Source organism: Rhizobium sp. M10, from assembly GCF_002531955.1.
Lineage (GTDB): Bacteria > Pseudomonadota > Alphaproteobacteria > Rhizobiales > Rhizobiaceae > Rhizobium > Rhizobium etli_C.
This window is the reverse complement of sequence record NZ_NWTA01000013.1, coordinates 66,432-89,517: the sequence shown is the minus strand read 5'-3', so window position 1 is coordinate 89,517 and position 23,086 is coordinate 66,432. Positions and strand designations below refer to the sequence as shown.

Genomic DNA, 23,086 nt, shown 5'->3' with positions numbered 1-23,086 from the left:
CGGCGAAGAATGACGGCGTTGTTTGCGCGGCGTCTGCATCGTTCCTTAACTCGGAATCGACGCAGCGTTCTTTGGGCGCCTTTTCAGACGCGCAGCGCTGTCGTCGCGCTTCTCCTGAAGGGGCTGGTCGCGCGAACCGAGGCGATCGGCAGGCCGGGCCGCCACTGACGGCTTACCGTTTCTCTGCGAGCTCGATCTGAATGCCGTCGGGATCGCGCAGAAAGGCGACCTTATGCAGAACTTCGGCATTGACCGCCAGCCGCGGCCGCTCCTTGACCTCGACGTCGGCCTGTTCCAGCCGGGCGAATGTCTCATCGACACTTTCGAACAGGAAGGTCAGATGCCGCAGCCCTGCCGTGCCCTCGGGAACGTCAACCGCCCTTGCCGCACCACCGGCCGGCGCGACGATTTCGAGCATGCCGCCGCCGGCATCGAGAAAGGCGATCTGAGAGCCGTCGGCCATCGTCTTGCGCAGGTGCAGGCGCAGGCCGAGCAGGCCGCAGTAAAAATCGATGGCACGATCCATGTCGCTGACCGTCATGCCGATATGTTCGAAGGATTTCAGCATAGGTGCTCCTTTCGTTTGTGGATGAGAACGGATTTCGGCGGCGCCTTGGAATTTTAAGGATGAGCGGGATGGCTGGAGGGCTGCAGACGGGTGGTCGCTTGCGCTCTCTCAATGTCGCCACTAGGTTGTCGTTGAAAGACGGGGCCACCAAAGTCATGCATATTCGAAGGGCGCTACCTGCCGACGCGGAGGAACTGTGCGGTCTCCTGAACGAGATCATCCGGGCCGGCGGAACAACCGCGCTCGAGATGCCGCTGACGGCTGCGGAATTCGCAGACTGGTTCATCGACGGCGAGTTTCCCCTTGTCTGCCATGTCGCCGAGCATGATCGGTCGCTTGTCGGCTTTCAGTCGTTGAGCGTGTACGGCGATCCGCCGAAGGGTTATGCCGATATCGCGACATTTGCCCGTATGAGCCCGAGGATTTCCGGCGTCGGCAGCGCCCTTTTTCCGGCGACGCGGGCAGCAGCCGAAGAGCTCGGGCTCGAATTCATCAATGCGACCATTCGTGCCGACAATGTCGGCGGTCTTGCTTATTACGCAAAGATGGGCTTCGAGCCCTATGACAGGTTGGTCGAGGTCCCGCTGTTGGACGGAACGCCCGTCGATCGGGTCAAGAAGCGTTTCAAGGTGGATGCCAAGCCCAGTCCGGCATCCCCCGTTTGACCGTTCGAAGGCCCCGTCGGAAGGCCTCACGTCCCTAGCCTTTTTTAACGCCCCTCCCCTGCTTTGCTCACAGGCCGGCAGCCGCGCGCTGTTCCTCCGGAAGCCAGGAGCGGTAGAGCGGGTGATCGGCGGCGATCGGCATCGGCGTCGGCTTGCCGGTGCGCTGCGAGAAATAGGCGGCCGTCACCAGTTCCAGCGAATTGCGGGCGTCCTGCAATGTGACCGGCGGGTCCTTGCCCTCGACGATCGCCGTGTGGAAGAGCTCGAACTGGCGGGTATAGCCGTCCTCGCCGGGCACGTAAGCGGCCAGCGCCGCGTCGATCCGCGCCTGATGTTCCTCCGTTCCGGCGGTAAAGACCCAGGGATCGCGGCCCATCGTATAGGGTTCGAGAATGCTTTCGGCGACAAGATCGCTGAAGCAGAAACGCAGCCGCGAGATCTCCTTGCGCGAGCCGAGCGTCATCGACAGCGTCGCCAGAGAACCGTTCTGCATCTTCACCGAAAGCGCTGCCGTATCCTCGACCTCGATCGGGTTGACCAGGGTGGCGCCATAGGAAAACACCTCGGCACAGGGGCCATGCACGTAATTCAGCATGTCATGGGCGTGGATCGCGTGGCCGAGAAGGCCGCCGCCGAGCTCTGTCGCCCATTTGCCGCGCCACGGCACGGCATAATAATCCGGGCCGCGCCACCAATGGGTCTCGATCGTCGTCAGGAACGGCTTGCCGGCCAGGCCGCGTTCGATCAGCAGCTTCAGCTTCTGCAGGCCGGAGCCGTAACGATACTGAAAGATCGGCATCAGCTTCCTGCCGGGGAAGCGGGCGAGGATGCGCTCCATCTCGTCGACCTCGGCGATCGAGCCGAAAAGCGGCTTCTCGCAGATCACGTGCTTGCCGGATTCGATGCCCTTGCGGCAAAGCTCGAAATGCGAGCTCGGCGGCGTCGAAATATCGATGATATCGAGATCGTCGCGGGCAAACAGCGAGTCTGCGTCCTGCGTATATTCGGCGATGGCGAACTCTTCGCAGAGCGCTTTGCCGCGGTCCTCGTCGAGCGAGCAGAGCACGGGAACGTCGAAAAGATCTTTGTTCCAGCCGAAGCCGGTCAGATGCCGCGCGGCAATCCCTGCGCCGATGACGCCGACGCGCAATTTCCTGGTCATGTTTTCCTCCTCAGCGAGCGCCGATACGCGCGGCTTTCGTCTGGGCTTCGAGCGAAAGGCGGCAGACTTCGAACACGTGGTCCTGCGTCATCGCCGTCTGCGTGCGGTTGGCGACATCGGCGGTGAAAGCATCGAAATAATCGAGTTTCTCGCCGCTGCAATCGATATGGGTCATCTCCTTGCCGTTGACGAGGAAGAGATGATCCTTGCCCGGCCGGCCGGCAATATCGATATATTTGCGTAGTTCGATATAACCCTCGGTGCCGAGGATGGTGAGGCGTCCGTCGCCCCAGGTCGGCAGCGCCTCCGGGGTGAACCAGTCGACGCGGACATAACCTGCCGCTCTGTCGGACCGCAGCAGCACTTCGCCGAAATCCTGGAAGGCCGGCTTGTCGGGCATGCCGAAATTGCCGATCGAGCTGGCGATGACCTCGCCCGAGGTCGAGCCGGTATAGAACAGGAACTGGTCGACCTGATGCGAGGCGATGTCGACGATGATACCGCCGAAGGCTTCCGGATCGAAGAACCAATCCGGCCGGGTCGGCAGCTGCAGCCGATGCGGGCCGACGCCGAGCGTCTGGATCACCTTGCCGATCGCGCCGTCGGCGACGAGCTTGCCGGCCTTGACCGCGGAGCGCACGCAGTGGCGCTCGGAAAAGCAGATCGAGAAAATCTTGCCGGTTTCGGCAACGGTGCGCTTAACCTCCTCGAGCTGGGCGAAGGTCGTCACACCAGGCTTATCGGTCATCACGTCCTTGCCCGCTTTCATCGCCCGGATGGCAAGCCCGGCGCGATCGCGCGGGATCGCGGCAATGCAGATGACATCGATCGACGGATCGTCGAACAGCTTCTCCCGATCGATCTGCGGCGCATCGGGATAGGTCTTCTCGAAGGCTTCGCGCAATGCCGGCACCGAGGTCTGCGGGCAATAGCCAACGAACTCGCCGCCAGCGGCAAGCAATCCCTTCACATGATCGAATGTATGCCCATGGTCGATTCCGACGACGGCAAATCTCAACATCGCTGCAATATCCTCCCGGGATTTTCTGAGCGCCGGCTGGCGCCGGCATCCTCCATGTCGGGCAAAACAGATAACGAAACTTGCCTCCTGTCAAGGCGAGATCGAGGCTGAAAGTGCGTATCGATACATGTAAATATCTGAAATTAAATAGATATTTTGTATCTAAATAGTTATTTACTGACTTCCGGCGCCGTTTTGCCGACAAGTCGCTCATTCGATCCGATTGGACGAAAGTCTTTTTCTCCAGCATGTCTTGCCCCGTCTGCGTGAATGTGATCGATTTCCGCCGCCGCCGGGTTGGAGGGCGGCAACGACCTCGAAGATATTCAAAGAGCGCTCCCCGCTTGCCTGTGACGGAGGATCACCATGTCTCATCCCCTTCTCGATGCCGCTGCTTCGGCTGGTCTTTTTGTCGGCCGCATCTGGAGCCCCGAGGCTGCCGGCCCGAGCATCGTAACGCTTCGCGAGGGGATGCTGGTCGACATTACCTCGCGCGACGCGCCGACGCTAAGCGCCCTGCTTGAAAAACAGGATGCTGCCGGCTTCGTCCGCGCCGCAAAGGGCAAGGCGGTCGGTTCCTTGGAGGACGTCGCCGGCAACAGTATGGGAACGCCGGATAAGGCGCGTCCCCATCTGCTGGCGCCCGCCGACCTGCAGGCGGTCAAGGCCTGCGGCGTCACTTTCGCCCAGTCGATGATCGAGCGCGTCATCGAGGAGAAGGCGGCCGGCAATCCGGATCGTGCCGCCGCGATCCGCGAGCGCGTCAGCACGCTGATCGGCGGCAGTCTCACCAATCTCAAGGCCGGTTCGCCGGAGGCCGCCAAGGTCAAGCAGGCCCTGATCGACGAGGGCATGTGGTCGCAATATCTCGAGGTCGGCATCGGTCCCGACGCCGAGGTCTTCACCAAGGCGCCGGTGCTGTCCTCGGTCGGCTGGGGTGCGGATGTCGGCCTGCATCCGATCTCGACCTGGAACAATCCCGAGCCGGAAATCGTGCTGGCGGTTAATAGCCGCGGCGAGATCAAGGGGGCCGCACTCGGCAATGACGTCAATCTGCGTGACGTCGAAGGCCGTTCGGCGCTCTTGCTCGGCAAGGCCAAGGACAACAACGCTTCCTGCGCGATCGGTCCCTTCATCCGCCTGTTCGATGCCGGTTACGGGCTGGATGACGTGCGCAGGGCGGAACTCGACCTCAAGGTCACCGGCCGCGATGGCTTCGTGCTCAACGGCAAAAGTTCAATGTCGCAGATCAGCCGCGATCCGGCCGATCTCGTCAAACAGACGCTTGGCCCCCATCATCAGTATCCCGACGGGTTCATGCTCTTTCTCGGCACGCTGTTTGCCCCGACCCAGGATCGCGACGCGCCGAAGCAGGGGTTCACCCACAAGATCGGCGATGTCGTCGAGATTTCCTCGGCGGGGCTCGGCGCCCTCGTCAACACCGTACGCCTCTCCACCGAATGCCCGCCCTGGACCTTCGGCATTTCGGCGCTGATGAGCAACCTGGCGAAGCGCGGATTGCTGTGACTACTGATTCCGCCGCCTGCCCTGCAGCAGGTCGAGCACGGAGTTTGCCGCCTCGAGGACGTTGGTGCCCGGACCGAACACTGCCGCGACGCCGTGTTCGTGCAGGAACTCATAGTCCTGCCGCGGGATGACGCCGCCGCAGACGACGATGATATCGTCACCGCCCTGTGCTCTCAGCCTGTCGATCAGCTGCGGCAGCAGCGTCCTATGGCCTGCCGCTAAGGACGAGACGCCGACGACATTGACCTTTTCGCCAAGCGCCATTTCGACGGCCTCGTCAGGCGTCTGGAAAAGCGGACCGGCGAGCACATCGAAGCCGATATCGCCGAAAGCTGAGGCGATCACCTTGGCGCCGCGGTCATGCCCATCCTGGCCGAGCTTGGCGACCATGATCTTCGGCCGCTGCCCCATCGTTTCCGTGACCTCCGCCATGCGGGTCTTCAGCACCGCGAGTTCCGGCTCGTTGTCATAGGCCTCGCCATAGACGCCGGTGATGACCTCGGGCGTTGCGGCATGGTCGCCGAAGGCAGCGCGCATGGCATCGGAGATTTCGCCGACGGTGGCACGGGCTCGCGCCGCCTCGATCGCGGCTTCGAGCAGGTTGCCGCGACCGTTGCGTGCGACATCCGCCAGGGCGGCCAGTGTTTCGCGTACGGCGTTGCCATCGCGGCGTCGCTTGGTTTCCTCAAGCCGTTTGATCTGCGCGGTGCGGACCGCGCTGTTGTCGATCTCCAGAATGTCGATCGGCTGTTCGTTGTCGAGCCTGTAGCGGTTAACGCCGACGATGACCTCCTCGCCCTTGTCGACGGCCGCCTGACGGCGCGCCGCCGCCTCCTCGATCAGCCGCTTCGGCAGGCCGTCATTGACGGCTTTCGTCATGCCGCCGAGTGCTTCCACCTCCTCGATCAGCGCCCAGGCCTTGTCGGCAAGCTCCTTCGTCAGGCTCTCGACGTAATAGGAGCCTGCCAGTGGGTCGACGACCTTGGTGACGCCGGTTTCGTGGCTCAGGATGAGCTGGGTGTTGCGGGCGATGCGGGCGGAAAATTCCGTCGGCAGCGCGATCGCCTCGTCGAAGGAATTGGTGTGCAGCGATTGCGTGCCGCCGAGCACGGCCGACATCGCCTCGAAGGCGGTGCGAATGATGTTGTTATAGGGATCCTGCTCCTGCAGTGAGACGCCGGAGGTCTGGCAATGGGTGCGTAGCATCAGCGAGGACGCCTTCTTCGGCTCGAACTCCTCCATGATCCGGCTCCAGAGCAGCCGGGCGGCGCGCAGCTTCGCCGCCTCCATGAAGAAGTTCATGCCGATCGCGAAGAAGAAGGAGAGCCGTCCGGCGAAATCATCGACGTTGAGGCCCTTGGCGATCGCCGCCCTGACATATTCGCGGCCATCGGCCAGTGTGAAGGCGAGCTCCTGCACCAGCGTCGCACCGGCCTCCTGCATGTGATAGCCGGAGATCGAGATCGAGTTGAATTTCGGCATCTCCCTTGCCGTATATTCGATGATGTCGGCAACGATCCGCATCGAAGGTTCCGGCGGATAGATATAGGTGTTGCGGACCATGAACTCCTTGAGGATATCATTCTGGATGGTGCCTGAAAGGTCGGCCCTCGGCACCCCCTGCTCCTCGCCGGCGACGATAAAGGAGGCGAGGATCGGGATGACGGCGCCGTTCATCGTCATCGACACGGACATTTCCCCAAGCGGAATGCCGTCGAACAGGATCTTCATGTCCTCGACGCTGTCGATCGCCACACCCGCCTTGCCGACATCGCCTTCGACGCGGGGATGATCGCTGTCATAACCGCGATGGGTGGCGAGGTCGAAGGCGACCGACAGGCCCTTCTGGCCGGCGGCCAGATTGCGGCGGTAGAAGGCGTTCGATTCTTCTGCCGTCGAGAAGCCGGCATATTGACGGATTGTCCATGGCCGGCCGGCATACATCGTGGCGCGCGGGCCGCGGGTAAACGGCGAAAAACCGGGAAGCGAGCCGAGATGCGCGGCGCCTTCGAGATCCTCGGCCGTATAGAGCGGCTTGACGGCAATGCCTTCCGGCGTCTGCCAGGTCAGCGTTTCCGGCGAAGCACGCAGCTCCTTCTGCGCAAGCTCCGCCCAATCCGACAGCGTCTTCTTCGTCATGCCTTCCTCCGGCTCTTTCATTGCACCTTATCATTTCATAGGCGCGCAATGCGATAAAGCCTTAGGACGTGGAACGCAGCAAAGCATCGATCGCCTGCCACCCATCCGCCACGATTTTGCGGGGCCGACCTATTTGTGGTCAAGCTTGGCGACCAGCCGGTCGCCGAGCCACTGGATGCCGCAGACGAGGACGATGAGGACGGCGACGACCGCGATCATCACATTGGTCTCGAAGCGCTGGTAGCCGTAGCGAATGGCGAGGTCGCCGAGGCCGCCGGCGCCGATCGCGCCCGCCATGGCCGAGGCGCCGATCAGCGTCACCAGCGTGACGGTGAAGCCGGCGACGATGCCGGGCAGCGCTTCGGGCACCAGCACTTCGCGCACGATGGTCCAGCGATTACCGCCCATGGCGCGCACCGCATCGATCAGGCCGCGGTCGACCTCGCGCAGCGACACTTCGGCGATGCGGGCGTAATAGGGCGTGGCGGCGATGGCGAGCGGCACGATGGCCGCCCATGTGCCAAGCGCCGTGCCGACGATCAGTCGCGTCAGCGGGATCAGCGCCACCAGCAGGATGATGAAGGGCACCGAACGGAAGCCGTTGATCACAGCGCCGAGCACACGGTTGATCCAGAGATTTTCAGCAATGCCGCCGCGTGTCGTGACGACGAGGGCAAGGCCGAGCGGCAGACCGGCGACGAGCGAGATCACGCCGGAGGCGACGGTCATCAGGACCGTCTCCCAAAGCGAGCGGATCAGCAGTTCAAACATGATCGGCGTCATAACCAAGCACCTCCACCCGGGCGGACTGGGCCGTCAGAAATTGTTCGACCTTGCCGGCAAGCGCGGGGTCGCGCATGGGAACGGCGATGAAGAACCGCGCCACCGGCTGGTTCTGGATATGGTCGATGCCGCCATGGACGAGGCGGAAGGAATGCGGCAGCGCCGCCGACAGCTCGGCAAACAGCGCGCCTTGCGCTTCAGGCCCGGCCAGATCGACGCTGAGGATCGCCTCGCTGCCAGATGTCGCAGACAGCCGGCCGGCAATATGATCGGGAAGCTGTGGGCGGATGCCGCCGAGCAGGCTCCGGGTGATCGCTTGCTGCGGATCGGCAAAGACCGACCAGACTTGGCCCTCCTCGACGATCCGCCCGGCATCGATGACCGCGACGCGATCGGCAATGCCGCGCACCACTTCCATCTCATGTGTGATCAGCAGAATGGTCAGGCCGAGTTTGCGGTTGATGTCTTTGAGCAAGGACAGGATCGACCGGGTCGTCTCGGGATCCAGCGCCGATGTCGCCTCGTCGGACAGCAGCAGCGCCGGGCGTGCCGCGAGCGCGCGGGCGATGCCGACGCGTTGTTTCTGGCCGCCGGAGAGCGAGGCGGGATAGGCCTTCGCCTTGTCGGCGAGACCGACGAGCTCAAGCAGCTCACGCGCCCGCCGCAGGCGCTCGGCCTTGGCAACGCCTTCGATCTTCAGCGGCAGGGCGACATTGTCTTCGACGGTCTTGGCGGAAAGCAGGTTGAAGTGTTGGAAGATCATGCCGATGCGGCGGCGCAGCGGCTGCAGTTCCTGTTCTTGAAGCCCGGTGATATCGCGGCCTTCAATACGGATCTCGCCGCTGTCGGCGCGCTCCAGGCCGTTCAGGCAGCGGATCAGCGTCGACTTGCCGGCGCCGCTGCGGCCGATGATGCCGAGGATCTCGCCCCTCTTCACGCTCAGCGAAATACCGTCGAGTGCCGCCGTGGCTCCGAACCGCCGCTTCACGTCGACAAGTCTCACCACTTCTTCGGCCGCTGCAGCTTGCGGCTGCGGCTCGATTGTCGTGGCGGAAACAAAGGAATTCATCTGCTTTTTCCTTAAAAACGCCAAAGGCGGTCCCGGCAAGGAACGCCCGGACCGCCTTTCGGCAGGCCTTAACCCCGGCCGAGTTTCGGATCAATAGGCGCTGAGACCGGTGCCCTTATAGACCTTGTCGAATTCGGCCTTGACGGTGTCGTTCTGATAAGACGATACAAGCGTCTTGACCCAGTCCGCATCCTTGTTCTCGTCCTTGACGGCGATGAAATTGCGGTACGGATTATCGGCGACCGGCTCCTGCGCGATACGTTCGGCCGGAGAAAGGCCGCTCTTCAAAGCCCAATCGGTATTGACCACACCGGCATCGAGATCATCGATCGAACGGCCGACGATGCCGGCATCGAGTTCTTTGATCTCGATCTTCTTCGGATTGTCGCTGACGTCGGCGACCGTTGCAAGAATGCCCGTGCCGTCCTTCAGCTTGATCAGGCCTTCGCTCTGAAGAACGCGCAACGCCCGGCCTTCATTCGAGGGATCGTTCGGGACGCCGATGACGGCCCCTTCCGGGATTTCGGCGACGGACTTGTATTTCTTGCTGTAGAGGCCGATCGGCCAGACCCCGGTATAGCCGGCGCGGACGATATGATATCCGTGCTGCTGGATCTGGTTATCGAGATAGGGCTGATGCTGGAAGGCGTTGGCGTCGATCTCGCCCTGCTCCAGAGCTTCGTTCGGCTGCGTGTAGTCGTTGAAGACGACGGTCTCGATCTTGAGGCCTTTCTTGGCCGCCTCACTCGTGACGACACGCCAGATGTCCTCCTCTTCGCCAGCCATGATGCCGACCTTGATCGACTTGTCCTCGGCGAAGGAGGGAGCGGGTGCTGCAAAGGTAAAAAGCGCGGCAGCGGAAACGGCGGCGGCGGTAAGAACCGCCCGGCGCGAAAGCTGTATTCCGTGAAGTTTTTTGTTGTTGGTCATTATTACATCCCGTCTGACTGAATGAGGCCGAACGCCCCGAGCAGGCTGAGCATGGCAAATGCGCGGATCAGGGGCGAAGCACGAAAGTCTGATGTGAAAGAAGAGCCTGAAAAACTCTTGCCCTGCCTTCAATATCGGCAGGATAAATTTCCATCAAATTTATGGATTAATTGCGGCCCTTAAGCATGTCCTAAAGGATGAAGGCGGCGCTTGAGGGGCGCGGTCGCCGAGATCGTGATGGCGTAGCGCCTGTCCAAGTGTGGGGCGACATCAGGGTAAAGCCATGCCAATCCTCCCCGTCCAGATGCGGAGGAAATCTTCGCATTGGTTGCGGACCTAGCCTCAGGCCGGTTTCTGCTTCGGGATACGCGGCAGGAAGATCGTCAGCAGGCCGAGCAGCGGCAGGTAGGAGCAGATGCGGTAGACGAAGTCGATGCCATGCGTATCGGCAAAATCACCGAGCAGCGCCGCACCAAGCCCCCCTGCCCCGAACGCGAAGCCGAAGAAGACGCCGGCAATCAGGCCGACGCGGCCGGGCACCAGCTCCTGAGCAAAGACGACGATCGCCGAAAATGCCGACGCGAAGATCAGGCCGATGACGACGCTGAGCACGCCCGTCCAGAGAAGATTCGCATAGGGCAGCAGCAATGCGAAGGGAATGACGCCGAGGATCGAAAACCAGATGACGAAACGGGCACCGAAGCGATCGCCGATCGGTCCACCGAGGAAAGTGCCGACGGCAACCGAGCCGAGGAACAGGAAGAGCATCAGCTGCGCCTGCTGCACGCTGAGTTCGAATTTGTCGATGACATAGAAGGTGAAGTAGCTGGAAACGCTCGCCATATAGACATTCTTCGTTGCCGTCAGCAGCACGAGGATCAGCAGCGCCCAGACGACCCTGTTCTGCGGCAGCGGCAGCGTTCGACTGACGGCCGGCCTGCTGGCGTTCTGGCGCCTATGGCTCATGTACCAGTTGCCCACCCAACTCAGCACGATCATGCCGACCATGGCGATGGCGGCAAACCAGGAGACGCTGTGCTGGCCGAGGGGCAGCACGATGAAGGCGGCGAGCAGCGGACCGATCGCCTGGCCGGCATTGCCACCGACCTGGAAAAAGGACTGCGCAAAACCGTGACGACCGCCGGAGGCAAGACGGGCAACACGCGAGGATTCCGGGTGGAAGACCGCCGAACCGAAGCCGATCAGGCTTGCTGCCACCAGCAGCAGTGCGAAACTGCCGGCGTTGCCGAGCAGAATAAGGCCGCAAAAGGTGCTCGCCATGCCGACCGGCAGAGAATAGGGCATCGGCCAGCGATCGGTGACGATACCGACCGCCGGCTGCAGCAGAGAGGCGGTAACCTGAAATGTCATGGTAAGAAGGCCGATCTGCACGAAATCCAGATCGTAATTCGCCTTGAACAGCGGATAGAGCGAGGCGAGCAGCGACTGCATGATGTCGTTCAGCATATGGCAGAAGCTGACCGCCATCAGAATAGACATCGTCGTTTTTTCGAAACGGGGCGCGCCTTCGGCAACGGTTGCCATCAATATTCTCCTGAACGGGCACGATGAGTTGCCGTGCTGCGTCGTTTTCGATGGATTTGCGGCGATCGGGGCTGGCAAGACTGTCGAGCGACGGTCGCTGAGAAGCATTTAACCCACGCCTGGCAGCAATCGCCAGCCCGGTTTCTCCGGGATTGGTACGGCTTTTGTTCGATTTGCCTTCCGTCGAGCGAGTTCATGCGCTCGCCCGTCTTTTCGATGGGGGTTTTCATACCACAGTCAGCCGGGATCGTCGCATATGTGGTATGCTATGTGAAAACAACCATGGAAAACCGCTCAGAGGGGCACTACAGCTGCGCCGATTGAAATGCGATCGAGGCTGACAATACGCGATGAATGTCAAGACACCGAATGCCATAGACAGCTATGTCGGAGCGCGCATCAGAACGCGCCGGCAGCTGCTCGGAATGAGCCAGGAGCGGCTTGCCGAGCAGATCGGCGTGACCTTTCAGCAGGTTCAGAAATATGAAAAGGGCATCAACCGCATCGGCGCGAGTCGTTTGCAGCGGATCGCCGAGGTGCTTCACACCTCACCGAGCTTCTTTTTCGAGCAGGGCGACTCCCAGCCGTTGGCGGTGCGGGGGTTGGATGGACCGGACCATGCCGATCCGGTTGCCGAATTCCTGCGAACCAAAGAGGGACTGGTGCTCAATCGCGCCTTTCTGAAGATCGCCGATCCCGAGATTCGTGAATCGATCATCGCACTGGTCACGGCGATGGGGCAGGCAGAAAGCCGTGGTCTGACCGCGGCGGCCTCCGTTGCAGATAGCTCCCGTCCGCTCGGGGAGTAACCGGACTTTTCGTGTGAGTTCAGATCTGCGTCATTTGCCACGCTGCGGCTGACCGACCTCGTCACGTCTTGCTGCCGGCACGCGGCGCTCAATCGTCGCCGACGGCGCCGGGCTTGCGGCCGCGGGCTTGTGTCAAAGGGTTCGTATGCTCGATATGCGATTCCGCTACAATGCCGTTGTTGCAGCTTGGTCTCGTCCGATTCGGCCTGTGAATGCGCGATTGCCGCACCCGCCAGCGACACGCGCGCTTGGGCAAGTGCTTGAAAAAGATTGGACAACCTCTTGATAGGGTCTTGTTAACCCTATTTGCCTTGCCACTCCTCCAGAATCGGCGCTAAATGCGGTTTCAAAGCACGTAGAGCTTTTAAATCGCATTTTCGAGATTTCCATGAATATGGCACCGCAGATAGAAAAAGCAATTTCCGATGTCGACCAACTGATCATCGGTCAGGCGCAGGAACTATCCGACAAGCTGAAGCAGCATCGGCTCGAAATGTTTCCGCCGCGCGCACTGAAGGGGCTCCGGGAATTTCAGCTTGCCGAAGTGGCGCGGTTTCTCGGCGTGACCAGCGGCTATCTTCGCAATCTGTCGCTGGAGGGCAAGGGCGCCCTCCCCCAGGTTACGCCGTCGGGCCGTCGGTCCTACACGGCGGAACAGATGGAAGAGATGCGCGCCTTCCTCGAGCACAATGCGCGCGCCGGAACACATTACGTGCGCCATCGCCGCGGCCACGAACATCTGCAGGTCGTCGCCGTTGTCAACTTCAAGGGCGGCAGCGGCAAGACGACAAGTGCGGCGCATCTTGCCCAGCACCTTGCCCTGACGGGTCACCGCGTCCTTGCCGTCGATCTCGACCCGCAGGCGTCCCTCTCGGCCATTCACGGCTTTCAGCCGGAGTTCGACGTCAACGAGAACGAGACGCTCTACGCCGCCATTCGCTACGATGATCGGCGGAGGCCGTTGCGGGACGTGATCCGCCCGACCAATTTCCCGAACCTTCATTTGGTGCCGGGCAACCTCGAGCTGATGGAATTCGAGCATGACACGCCGCGGGTCCTCGCTCAGGGCAAGGCAGGCGACTATGGACGCGTGTTCTTCGCCCGGCTGGACGAAGCGCTTTCTTCGGTCGCCGACGACTACGACGTCGTCATCATCGACTGCCCTCCCCAGCTCGGCTTTTTGACCATGAGCGCCATTTGCGGCGCGACGGCGGTCCTGATCACCGTTCATCCGCAGATGCTCGATGTCATGTCGATGTGCCAGTTCCTGCAGATGCTTGGCGAAGTGCTGAACACGCTGAAGGGCGCCGGCGGCAACATGAACCTCGACTGGCTGCGTTATCTCGTGACCCGCTACGATCCGCAGGATGGGCCGCAGACACAGATGGTCGCGTTCATGCGGTCGATGTTCAAAAACCACGTGCTCACCAATCCGATGTTGCGCAGCGTGGCGATTTCAGATGCGGCGATGACCAACCAGACACTTTACGAGGTCGAGCGAAGTCAGTTTACCCGGGCGACCTATGACCGCGCCATGGAGGCAATGGATGCGGTCAACACCGAAATTGTCGATCTGATCCACAAGGCGTGGGGGCGGAAATGACCAGGAAGTTTACTGCGGTAAACCGCGGGGAGATGGCTGATGGCGCGTAAAAATCTCCTCTCCGGCCTGATGGACGACTCCAAGAAGTTTACTGCGGTAAACAATGAGGATGAGCCGACCCATCGCGATGAGAGACAGCACATCACCTATAAAGGGATCGGTGCGCTCGGGGCCGTCACGCGCAGCATTGATGCGCTGGCTGCGAAGGCTGATGCAGCCAGGGCGATCGAAGAGCAATTGGCGAGTGGCGAGACGGTGGTCGATCTCGATCCCGCGCTGATCGAAGATTCCTTCGTGACGGATCGGTTGGTCCATACCGACGAGCAGTTCCGCGAACTGGTCGAGGCGATTCGCCTGCGCGGCCAGGATTCGCCAATCCTCGTTCGCCCGCATCCCGAGAAAGACGGCCGATATCAGATCGCCTTCGGGCATCGCCGCGCCCGCGCTGCAAAAGAGCTCGGCCGGCCCGTCCGCGCGGTGGTCAAGAGGCTCGACGATCGCGACCACGTCATTGCTCAGGGACAGGAGAATTCGGCCCGCGCCGATTTGTCCTTCATCGAGAGGACGATGTTCGCCGACCGGCTCGACACGCTGGGCTTCGACAGGGAAACGATCATGTCGGCTCTTAGCGCCGACAAGACCACGGTTTCCAAGATGCTGTCCGTCACCAAACGGATTCCAGCCGAAGTCCTGGCGGCGATCGGCGCGGCCAAGACCACCGGCCGCGACCGCTGGCATGATCTGTCGGTGAAATTCGAGACTGAAAACATCACCGCCCGGGCAATCGAGTTTGCCCGGTCGGCGGAGTTCGAGACGGCGGAGCCGGACGCCCGCTTCGACATGCTCGTTGCCTTCATCAGCAGGAAGCATCAAGTCTCGTCCACTGCCGCGCTTCAGCCGGTGGCTCGCGCTTGGCAGCGCCAGGACGGAGCCGTCAAGGCGAAGATCAAGGATGATGGAAGGCAGTTCACCATCGCGCTGAAGGCGGAAAAGGCATCTGCCTTTGGAGCCTACATCGCCAGCAATCTGGATCGCCTCTACGAGGCGTTCGAGAAGACACAGGATTCGACGAAGAACGGAGATCAATAAGCAAAAGAAAAGGCCCCCGAACGTTGCCGTCGCGGAAGCCCTCTCTGATCTAGACACCCAGAGAATCACATTTCCGCGAATCATAGTCAAGAGTCTTTGGCACCGAATTTGGTGAGCTGCGATCTTTTGCCTTGAAGAAGGCGAAGAAAATGGAAAGCGGAAATGTGACGACGCCCTTCGGGCGGCGGCCGATGACGTTTGGCATGTTGGCAAGCCAGGCGGCGGCTCGGAAAATCGAGCCCGGTCAATCGATCGACAAATGGAAACTCTACCGCGCCCTGTGTGAGGCCAAGCCGCTGCTCGGCATCACCGACCGGGCGCTCGCCATCCTCAACGCCCTGCTGAGCTTTTATCCCAAAGCAGAGCTCTCCGAGGACAATGGGCTTGTCGTATTCCCGTCCAACGCTCAGCTCTCCCTGCGAGCGCATGGAATGGCGGAGCAGACGATCCGCCGTCACCTGGCGAGCCTGATCGAGGCCGGACTGCTGATCCGCAAGGACAGCCCGAACGGCAAGCGTTATGCCCGTAAGGAGCAGAGCGGGGACATCCGCGAGGCATTCGGTTTCTCATTGGCGCCGCTGCTCGCCCGCGCCGATGAGGTCGAGCGGCTGGCGGCGGAGGTGGCGGCCGAACGATTGCATCTGCAGCGGCTCAGAGAGCGCCTGACGCTATGCCGTCGCGACGTCGCCAAGCTCATCGAGATGGCGCTGGAAGAGGGGGTCGCCGGCGACTGGGGCCGCATCCATCTGCATTTCCGCGATATTGTCGAGGGGCTGCCACGCTCGCCATCCGCTGCCCAGATCGCCGCGGCACTCGACGAATTGGAACTGCTGCGCGACGAAATCACCAATCAGTTGGAAATGCAGGAAGAAATACGAAATCAAAGCGGCAATGCCCCACATTATGAGCGGCACATACAGAATTCAAACCCACACTCCATTACTGAACTTGAACCAGGCTTCGAAACGAAGCAGGGCGCAACGGCGGACGATCGATCGGCAGGTCGGGCCGAACCGGCAGCCCGAATGCAGAAAGAGGAAGAGACGAACAGCCATGTCCGGGAGGCCAGATCTGCCTCCGCTGGCAGCGGCGCGCTCAAATCCTTCCCGCTGGGCCTGGTGCTGCAGGCCTGCCCCGAGATCGCGGCCTACGGACCGCAGGGCTCGATTGGCTCCTGGCGCGATCTGATGGCAGCGGCTGTGGTCGTTCGCTCGATGCTCGGTGTCAGTCCGTCGGCCTACGAACAGGCCTGTGAGATCATGGGGCCGGAAAATGCGGCCACCGTCATGGCTTGCGTCCTCGAAAGGGCAGGGCACATCAACTCCGCCGGCGGCTATCTCCGCGACTTGACGCGCCGTGCCGAAAGAGGCGAGTTTGCCATTGGCCCGATGTTGATGGCCCTTGCCCGCACCAATGTGCCGGTGAGAGGCAAGACGGGATGAGCTTCCGAGCGGCCTTTGTAGCGCGAACTTATGGTTAACGAAGTGTGACGGAACTAAAGAGGGAGATAACTTCTCATTGGCGTCTTCTCCCTTTGAGATCATGAGGTTAGATACTTCCAGTTGGTAGGCGAGGGAGGCAACTGGCCGAAATCGTCGATATAGAAGTCTCATGGCTTAGGAGCGTCGCATGTAACCCTTGAAACTGAGGAACACGCCCAGCGCCCCGATTGTCAGTGCGGCGACGACAGCGGAGACTCGACCGCTATAAATAGTCGAACCGACCGCAATTGCTATTTGCGGCAAGACGATCCTGATGGCGCCACCGATTGTCATCAGCCAGCCCAGTACTGTGATGACGACCGGCCAGTCCATCTGCCACCTGTTGTGCAGGTTGACAATTGCCAGGCCGCCGAGCATCGACAGGAACCCGGACAGATAGAATAAGATGCCGACATGCAGACCCTCAGCGATAATGGTCCGGTATAGGTCGAGATTGAGCAGCATTCCCAAAGCGACGGCGGCGAATGTCGGCCCCAGAAGCTTGGCGAGAAATAACGATCGTTCCAAGGGAGGCCTCCGTTCTGCGCAGACCACTGAGATATAAATGTAGCGCCAGCACCTAAATGCGAGGCCCGTCCATCGGTCTAAAGAAGGACTTGCCGGGAGGCGTCAGCGCTTCTCCTGAGCCCAGGCGACATATTGGTCTTTTAGGTTTGAAACGATAAACTAAAAGCCAGAGCTCCCTTGAGGAAACGACGCCGACTGGAGTTGACGTGAAACACCTTTTTGACGATACGGCGCGGTGGGGCGTATGGCGAAATCCCCATGAGGCGATGGAACAAGTGCGGAGCATGGGTTTGAAACGGGCGGTCGATTTTCTTCTGGCTGTGGTCGCGTCGGTCATCCTGCTGGTTCCGATCCTTGTCGTCGCTCTATGTGTCCGGCTGACCTCGACGGGGCCAATCCTCTACTGGTCAAAACGTGTCGGCCGCTTCAATCAGATCTTCCTGATGCCGAAATTTCGCAGCATGCGTGTCGACACGCCGACGGTTGCCACACATCTGCTCGAGAATCCCGATCGGTTTCTGACACCCATCGGTTCGTTTCTGCGCAAATCGAGCCTCGACGAATTGCCGCAGCTCTGGTGCATTCTGGGCGGCAAAATGAGTTTTGTCGGGCCTCGGCCGGCGCTCTACAACCAATATGATCTGATCGAATTGCGGACAGCCCACGGCGTCGATAAACTCCTGCCCGGATTGACCGGTTGGGCGCAGATCAACGGCCGCGACGAGTTGCCGATTCCTGACAAGGTGAAATTCGATGTCGAATATCTCGAGCGGCGCTCGTTCGGTTTCGACATGCGCATTCTGTTTCTGACCGCCGGCAAGGTGATCGGCCGCAAGGGAATAAGGCATTAAGTTACCAACTTCCGATAGATAAGCGGTGCGGAAGACCTTGATTTCCGATTATTTCAGTTGCGCTCGTTGTAGAAAATGACAAGAAGGTGATTGTCTGATGATCTGCGAGACGCTGGGAAGCAATGCCTGAAAATACCCCCACTGAGACGCCACGCTCAGCATGGTTCTTAGTGCCGATGCAGGCGCTCGTCGCCCCTTTGCTGGCGATGCCGCGTGCTGCCAAACGCGCGCTCGCCTTGCTGGTGGATTCCAGTCTTTGTGTCCTGACGATCTGGCTGGCCTATTGCTTCCGCTTGAACGAATGGACGGTGCTGACCGGCGTGCAGTGGCTGCCGGTCTTCGTTTCCTTGTGCATGGCCCTTCCCATCTTCATCGTCATGGGCATGTATCGGGCGATCTTTCGTTATGCCAACATGGCCGCTTTCATCGCGGTTCTAAAGGCGATTGCGATCTACGGCGTCGCCTTCATGACGATATTTACGGCGCTGAGCGTCCCGGGCGTTCCGAGAACCGTCGGTATTCTCCAGCCCTTCCTGCTGCTGATCGCGATCGGTCTGTCGCGGTTGGGCATCCGCTATTGGCTCGGCGATACCTATCAGCGGATCCTTCACCAGAATACGCTCGCCAAGGTGCTGATCTACGGGGCAGGGAATGCCGGCCGACAACTCGCCGGCGCGCTGACAAATAGCGCCGAACTCAATGTCGTCGGCTACCTGGATGATGATCCGCGTCTTAAGGGCGGCATCATGGGCGGCTTGCCGATCTACGACCCGTCCGATCTGCCTGTACTCGCCGAGGCTCTTGGCGTGCACAACGTGCTTCTTGCTCTGCCATCCACATCGCGGCAGCGGCGCAACGAAATCCTCGAGCGCATCCGCAAAGCCAGGGTGAATGTTCGGACATTGCCGGACCTGACGGCGCTCGCTCAGGGCCGTGTCGCCGTTTCCGATATCCGTGAGCTGGAGATCGAAGACCTGCTGGGCCGGGAAGCGGTGGCGCCGCGGCAGGAATTGCTCGACAAGGCGATGCGCAAAAAGGTGGTTATGGTCACCGGCGCCGGCGGTTCCATCGGCGGTGAACTTTGTCGCCAGATTTTGCGCAATGCGCCTTCGACCCTCATCCTCATCGATCAGAACGAGTTTTCGCTTTATAATATTCACGCCGAATTACTAAAGCTGGCCGAACTTTACCAGCAGGACAGCCTGCAGATCGTTCCGATCCTTTGTTCCGTCCGCGACCATGACCGCATGGAACATATTATGCAGAGCTGGCGGCCTCAGACGCTCTATCATGCCGCCGCTTACAAGCATGTGCCTCTCGTCGAACACAATGCCGTGGAGGGCATCAAGAACAACGTCATGGGGACGCTGATCACCGCACGCGCGGCGAACAAATGCGGCGTCTTGAATTTTGTGCTGATCAGCACGGACAAAGCCGTGCGTCCGACGAATGTGATGGGCGCCAGCAAGAGGCTGGCGGAGATGGTTCTGCAGGCGCTTGCCGCAGAACCGGCGGTTGACAGAGTGCGCACGAATTTCTCCATGGTCCGGTTCGGAAACGTGCTCGGTTCCTCCGGATCCGTCGTGCCGCTGTTCCGGCAGCAGATCAAGGACGGCGGGCCGGTTACCCTGACCCACCCGAAAATAACCCGCTACTTCATGACCATCTCGGAGGCCTCGCAACTGGTCATTCAGGCGGGCGCGATGGCCGAGGGCGGAGATGTTTTCCTGCTCGACATGGGCGAGCCCGTCCGCATCGCAGATCTCGCCCGCAAGATGGTCGAGCTTTCGGGATTGACCGTCCGCGACGAGGATAATCCCGAAGGGGACATCGAGCTTTCCGTTACCGGCCTGAGACCCGGCGAGAAGCTTTATGAAGAACTGTTGATCGGGGACAACCCCGAGACAACCGAACATCCCCGGATTATGAAGGCGCGAGAGGATTTCCTGTTCTGGCCGGAGCTTTCGAAGAAGCTCAGCTTGCTCAATGCGGCATTGGATCGAAACGATATGGTCGCGGCACGCGCGACCTTGGCAGAACTCGTCTCCGGCTATTCCTCAACCGGTGAGGTTTCGGATCTTGCCTTCACCGGCGCCGAAACCGTTCCGGCGGCCTGAAGACGACAACGCGCAAGCGTTGAGCGCGGTAATTCAGCTCCGCACGACGGGCGCGAAGACTGTGCTGCCCCGCTCCAAGCAAATCAGGGCGACCATATAGGCGAAGATCGGATCCAGTGCCTTTTGGTTGAACATGATGCCGACGCTGCCGGTAACAATGTAGCTGCTGGTGAGCAGAAGAGCGAGCGCTATGGACAGGTCCCTGCCAGGACCGGGTTCCTTTTTCCACGCGGCTATCAAAGGCGCCAGGAGCAGCAGCGAAAGCGCCGCGATGCCGACAACGCCGGCGTCAATTCCCGCTGTCAGAAAGCCGTTATGGACATGCGAGAAGGTCAAGTATGGCCGCATGCTGTCTGGCAGTTCCGCCAAGACCGAGGCCATCCTGTTTTGCGGGCCATAACCGGTGAATGGGTCCTTGCTGATTGCTGATAGTGCGCCTTTGTACAAAGCGACCCGCGCGCTGAGTGAGGTAATCTCACCTTCACTGCGTTCAAGCGCTGCCATATTTTCCTGCAGCGCGTGGATGCGATGGATGATCTGGCCGCTGCCCAGCGCGATAAGTCCCGCGAACAGCAAAGAGCCGGTGATGGCGAGACTGCGCAAACTCAGATGGAAGCTGTGTTTGCGAAAATACCAGAGAAGGATGACGAGATGGACGGGAATGGCCAGCCACGCCGAACGCGTTCCCGAAAGCAGCACGCAGCCGAGGCCAGCGGCATATCCCAAGATCGCAATTCGTTGCTCGACGCTTTTAGGAGATTGAACGTTGAGAAGCGCAACGCCGCCGAAAAGAAGGCCTATGATTCCGAGGAGTGCGGCATTCGACGTCCCGGCCTCTGCTCTCTCCATCAGAAACATGATCTGCACCAGGCTGATGAGAAAGGTAACGATCATGCCGATCCCGGCACCGAGGATAAACAGCGGCACGAGGCGGCCATCGGGAGATTGGCGCATTCGCGGCAATATCAGCCAGATCGAAAAGAAGGGCAGGAGCCTGAATATCCAGTCTGCCACTTCGGAATAGGGCGGGTTGATGAAGATGCTGGCGATCATCACCAGCGGGTAGATCGTCATGCAGATGGCGACTGCCCAGTCCGATTTCGAAAAGTTCAGAGGAAAGCGGGCCGTCGCCAGCAAGTAGATGCCCGACAGCATCGACCCGAGGAGGATGAACCCGTTGAAATTAGGTGAAAGTCCGGGCAGGATTGCAAAGAGAAAAACCGCAATGCCATTGGTTCGATCAAGCGCGCTTCCAGACCCGCTCCCGGGATGAAGTACCGCAATCACGAGTTGCCTGAAATAATTCACTTTGCTGATCCTGAGGTGTCATTGATCCCGCCTCGCTAAGGACCGATGTCACCGCTGTCAAGCTGTGGGCGCGGGCACAACTCGCGCTTTTCTCACTATTGTATTCCGGCAACAGCAAACCCGGATGCTTCTTGCTCTACAGGCGATGCGTCGCAACGCCCTGCAACGGCAAAGCTGATGCGATGACGAAAGACGTTTGAGGTGCGGCCTTGCCGTGGGGGCCGCGTATGGGACGGCGCTCGACCACGATCCGGCTTTATCGTTATTCCCGCTCGCGCGGCTCATTCGTTGATGTCGACAGCTAACGCCAATATGAGGCCGAGCTTTCCGCCGATGATCGACCAAGGAGATAGCCGAACCCGAACGCCGCAATACCAATGCCAAGCAACAATGCGCTTGCGGTGTGCGGGTGGTCTCTAGCGCCGGCGGTGACTGCATAGGCCTCGCGTTTCACTCGGCTCGCCGCCGATTGGGCGGCCTTGGCCAATCCTTCCGGCTGTTCGACGGGTGTGCCGGTGAAGCCGGCGTTCAAATCCTGTTTGTCAGCCATGTCGGAACCTTTCCTGAATTTGCTCGTCCTAAATTTTGCTCGGGGCTGCAATTTCAATCCTGCTCGCGTGTGCCGGGCGAGGCTTCGCGTTGATCCGCGTCTTCGAGGTCCGTCTTGACGAGGAAGGCGTCGCGATGCTCGCGCGACGCCTCTCGCAGCGCCTCGAGCCTGGGAGGATTGTCCGTCTCACCCCGTGCATCGAGCTCGTGCTCGGCGCGGGTCCAGTGATCCCGATGCTTGCCTTCCGGCCTTCCTTCCTTCTCCCACAGCGAGTATGCCCTTTTCTGGATCTCGTCCTCGCGGGTGATTGCCTGAGAACCGATGCTCTGCTCTGCGGGTTCCCGAATGGCTTGCCGCGCCGTCTTCCCTTTGCCTGCGCCGGCCGGGGGTGAATCCTTCAGCCGCGTGTCGTCGGTCGCGATTTCGTTTCTTTTGCGTCGTAACGGATTTTTCATCGGCGCCTCCTTGATGGGAACTCAACCAATTCCGCTGATCGAAGTTCCCATCGGCTGCATTTTGAACGCCAAAGTATCCAGGTGCCTTGGCAAGGTGCCACAACTGATATACTAGTATGCCAAAAGCCAATGACCCTCGGTACCGTTTATGAGGCAAGCTTCAGAAACCGACGCGCTTGTCGTCCCGAGCTCGCAGGAAGCCGGCCGTAGGCCGCGCCGCGTCACCACGGCCGGCGCCATCTATGAGCGTCTCTATGCCGACATCGTCTCGCTCCGGATGCCGCCCGGTCTGTTTTTGCAGGAAAAGCGAATTGCCGACGAATTCGGCGTCAGCCGCACACCGGTGCGCGAGGCGCTGCTCAGGCTCTCCGAAGGCGGACTGGTCGATATCTTCCCGCAGTCGGGCACCGTCGTGTCGCGGGTGCCGGTTTCGGCGATTCCGGAGGCGGTCGTCGTGCGCAAAGCGCTCGAAGGCACGACCGCCGAGATGGCGGCTCAGACCGCCACCGCCGCCGATGTCGCCCGCCTCGATGCCATTATCGCCCGGCAGCGCGCGCATGCCGCCGTCGGCAACGCCTCAAGCTTCCACGAGGAGGACGAGGCCTTTCATGAGGCGATCACGCAGATATCAGGTTATCCCGGCATCTGGGGGATCCTGAAGACGGTCAAGGTACAGATCGACCGGGCGAGGCGGCTGGCGCTGCCGGCGCTTGGGCGTATGGGCAACGTGGTGTCCGAACATATGATCATCCGCGACGCCCTCGCCGCCCATGATGCGGCGGCTGCGCGTAGCGCCATGATCCACCACTTGAGCGCCGTCATTCCCGATGTCGACGAGCTGCGCTCGCGTTACCCCGATTATTTCTGCTGACGGCAGGATCACCAC

21 protein-coding genes are annotated in these 23,086 nt (G+C 60.7%); 9 read left to right on the top strand and 12 right to left on the bottom strand.

Features of this window, described 5'->3' with window-relative positions; translation table 11 throughout:
- Nucleotides 1–172: 172 nt before the first annotated feature.
- Nucleotides 173–568, bottom strand: coding sequence for a VOC family protein (locus CO671_RS21030; RefSeq protein WP_097607552.1), 396 nt, complete (start codon nucleotides 566–568; stop codon nucleotides 173–175).
- A 155-nt stretch (nucleotides 569–723) separates the two neighbouring features.
- Between CO671_RS21030 and CO671_RS21025 the strand changes: the two genes are divergently transcribed.
- Nucleotides 724–1,233 (top strand): GNAT family N-acetyltransferase, encoded by a 510-nt coding sequence (locus tag CO671_RS21025; RefSeq protein ID WP_097607551.1) that lies wholly within the window; start codon nucleotides 724–726, stop codon nucleotides 1,231–1,233.
- Between the two features lie 67 nt (nucleotides 1,234–1,300).
- Here the strand turns inward: CO671_RS21025 and CO671_RS21020 are convergent, their stop codons facing one another.
- Both CO671_RS21020 and CO671_RS21015 read right to left on the bottom strand, forming a co-directional pair.
- A complete protein-coding gene (locus tag CO671_RS21020) occupies nucleotides 1,301–2,395 on the bottom strand; it encodes a Gfo/Idh/MocA family oxidoreductase (protein ID WP_097607550.1) in 1,095 nt (364 codons plus the stop codon).
- A gap of 10 nt (nucleotides 2,396–2,405) precedes the next feature.
- Nucleotides 2,406–3,416, bottom strand: a complete 1,011-nt coding sequence (locus tag CO671_RS21015; protein ID WP_097607549.1) for a Gfo/Idh/MocA family oxidoreductase — start codon at nucleotides 3,414–3,416, stop codon at nucleotides 2,406–2,408.
- Nucleotides 3,417–3,782: 366 nt separating this feature from the next.
- Between CO671_RS21015 and CO671_RS21010 the strand changes: the two genes are divergently transcribed.
- Entirely contained in the window at nucleotides 3,783–4,943 is a 1,161-nt protein-coding gene (locus tag CO671_RS21010; protein ID WP_097607548.1) for a fumarylacetoacetate hydrolase family protein, read from the top strand.
- On the opposite strand, the gene scpA is transcribed toward CO671_RS21010, so the two are convergent.
- The 5 genes from scpA to CO671_RS20985 all read right to left on the bottom strand — a co-directional run bounded on the left by scpA (nucleotide 4,944) and on the right by CO671_RS20985 (nucleotide 11,409).
- Nucleotides 4,944–7,082 carry a methylmalonyl-CoA mutase gene (gene scpA, locus CO671_RS21005; RefSeq protein ID WP_097607647.1) on the bottom strand — a complete coding sequence of 713 codons (2,139 nt, stop codon included), beginning with the start codon at nucleotides 7,080–7,082 and terminating at the stop codon, nucleotides 4,944–4,946.
- Nucleotides 7,083–7,211: 129 nt separating this feature from the next.
- Nucleotides 7,212–7,865 (bottom strand): methionine ABC transporter permease, encoded by a 654-nt coding sequence (locus CO671_RS21000; protein ID WP_097607547.1) that lies wholly within the window; start codon nucleotides 7,863–7,865, stop codon nucleotides 7,212–7,214.
- The gene (locus tag CO671_RS20995; RefSeq protein WP_097607546.1) at nucleotides 7,846–8,934 is read right to left on the bottom strand and encodes a methionine ABC transporter ATP-binding protein; all 1,089 of its coding nucleotides are present in this window, start codon (nucleotides 8,932–8,934) and stop codon (nucleotides 7,846–7,848) included. The genes CO671_RS21000 and CO671_RS20995 overlap by 20 nt, the downstream gene beginning before the upstream one ends.
- A gap of 90 nt (nucleotides 8,935–9,024) precedes the next feature.
- Nucleotides 9,025–9,864: a MetQ/NlpA family lipoprotein gene (locus CO671_RS20990; protein WP_097607545.1), complete on the bottom strand. Its 840-nt coding sequence runs from the start codon at nucleotides 9,862–9,864 to the stop codon at nucleotides 9,025–9,027.
- Between the two features lie 342 nt (nucleotides 9,865–10,206).
- Entirely contained in the window at nucleotides 10,207–11,409 is a 1,203-nt protein-coding gene (locus CO671_RS20985; RefSeq protein WP_097607544.1) for an MFS transporter, read from the bottom strand.
- A 350-nt stretch (nucleotides 11,410–11,759) separates the two neighbouring features.
- On the opposite strand from CO671_RS20985, the gene CO671_RS20980 reads away from it, so the two are divergent.
- The 4 genes from CO671_RS20980 (at nucleotide 11,760) to repC (ending at nucleotide 16,352) form a co-directional block, all read left to right on the top strand.
- Nucleotides 11,760–12,218, top strand: a complete 459-nt coding sequence (locus CO671_RS20980) for a helix-turn-helix transcriptional regulator (protein ID WP_010026179.1) — start codon at nucleotides 11,760–11,762, stop codon at nucleotides 12,216–12,218.
- Nucleotides 12,219–12,606: 388 nt separating this feature from the next.
- Complete coding sequence (gene repA, locus CO671_RS20975) at nucleotides 12,607–13,821, top strand: plasmid partitioning protein RepA (protein WP_064685227.1); 1,215 nt, start codon at nucleotides 12,607–12,609, stop codon at nucleotides 13,819–13,821.
- 39 nt (nucleotides 13,822–13,860) lie between these two features.
- Nucleotides 13,861–14,910: a plasmid partitioning protein RepB gene (gene repB, locus CO671_RS20970; RefSeq protein ID WP_097607543.1), complete on the top strand. Its 1,050-nt coding sequence runs from the start codon at nucleotides 13,861–13,863 to the stop codon at nucleotides 14,908–14,910.
- A 149-nt stretch (nucleotides 14,911–15,059) separates the two neighbouring features.
- On the top strand, nucleotides 15,060–16,352 hold the full coding sequence (gene repC, locus CO671_RS20965) for a plasmid replication protein RepC (protein WP_097607542.1): 1,293 nt from the start codon (nucleotides 15,060–15,062) through the stop codon (nucleotides 16,350–16,352).
- Nucleotides 16,353–16,526: 174 nt separating this feature from the next.
- Here the strand turns inward: repC and CO671_RS20960 are convergent, their stop codons facing one another.
- Nucleotides 16,527–16,919, bottom strand: coding sequence for a hypothetical protein (locus CO671_RS20960; protein ID WP_010029780.1), 393 nt, complete (start codon nucleotides 16,917–16,919; stop codon nucleotides 16,527–16,529).
- Between the two features lie 284 nt (nucleotides 16,920–17,203).
- Here CO671_RS20960 and CO671_RS20955 point away from each other — a divergent pair, with 284 nt between their 5' ends.
- Both CO671_RS20955 and CO671_RS20950 read left to right on the top strand, forming a co-directional pair.
- Nucleotides 17,204–17,770: a sugar transferase gene (locus tag CO671_RS20955; protein WP_010029781.1), complete on the top strand. Its 567-nt coding sequence runs from the start codon at nucleotides 17,204–17,206 to the stop codon at nucleotides 17,768–17,770.
- 122 nt (nucleotides 17,771–17,892) lie between these two features.
- Nucleotides 17,893–19,887, top strand: coding sequence for a nucleoside-diphosphate sugar epimerase/dehydratase (locus tag CO671_RS20950; protein ID WP_097607541.1), 1,995 nt, complete (start codon nucleotides 17,893–17,895; stop codon nucleotides 19,885–19,887).
- A gap of 33 nt (nucleotides 19,888–19,920) precedes the next feature.
- Here the strand turns inward: CO671_RS20950 and CO671_RS20945 are convergent, their stop codons facing one another.
- The 3 genes from CO671_RS20945 to CO671_RS20935 form a co-directional block, all read right to left on the bottom strand.
- Nucleotides 19,921–21,195 (bottom strand): O-antigen ligase family protein, encoded by a 1,275-nt coding sequence (locus CO671_RS20945; protein ID WP_097607540.1) that lies wholly within the window; start codon nucleotides 21,193–21,195, stop codon nucleotides 19,921–19,923.
- 301 nt (nucleotides 21,196–21,496) lie between these two features.
- Nucleotides 21,497–21,745 carry a hypothetical protein gene (locus tag CO671_RS20940; protein ID WP_097583632.1) on the bottom strand — a complete coding sequence of 83 codons (249 nt, stop codon included), beginning with the start codon at nucleotides 21,743–21,745 and terminating at the stop codon, nucleotides 21,497–21,499.
- Nucleotides 21,746–21,798: 53 nt separating this feature from the next.
- A complete protein-coding gene (locus CO671_RS20935; RefSeq protein WP_097607539.1) occupies nucleotides 21,799–22,200 on the bottom strand; it encodes a DUF2934 domain-containing protein in 402 nt (133 codons plus the stop codon).
- A 148-nt stretch (nucleotides 22,201–22,348) separates the two neighbouring features.
- Between CO671_RS20935 and CO671_RS20930 the strand changes: the two genes are divergently transcribed.
- The gene (locus CO671_RS20930) at nucleotides 22,349–23,071 is read left to right on the top strand and encodes a GntR family transcriptional regulator (RefSeq protein WP_097607538.1); all 723 of its coding nucleotides are present in this window, start codon (nucleotides 22,349–22,351) and stop codon (nucleotides 23,069–23,071) included.
- The last annotated feature ends 15 nt before the right edge of the window (nucleotides 23,072–23,086 follow it).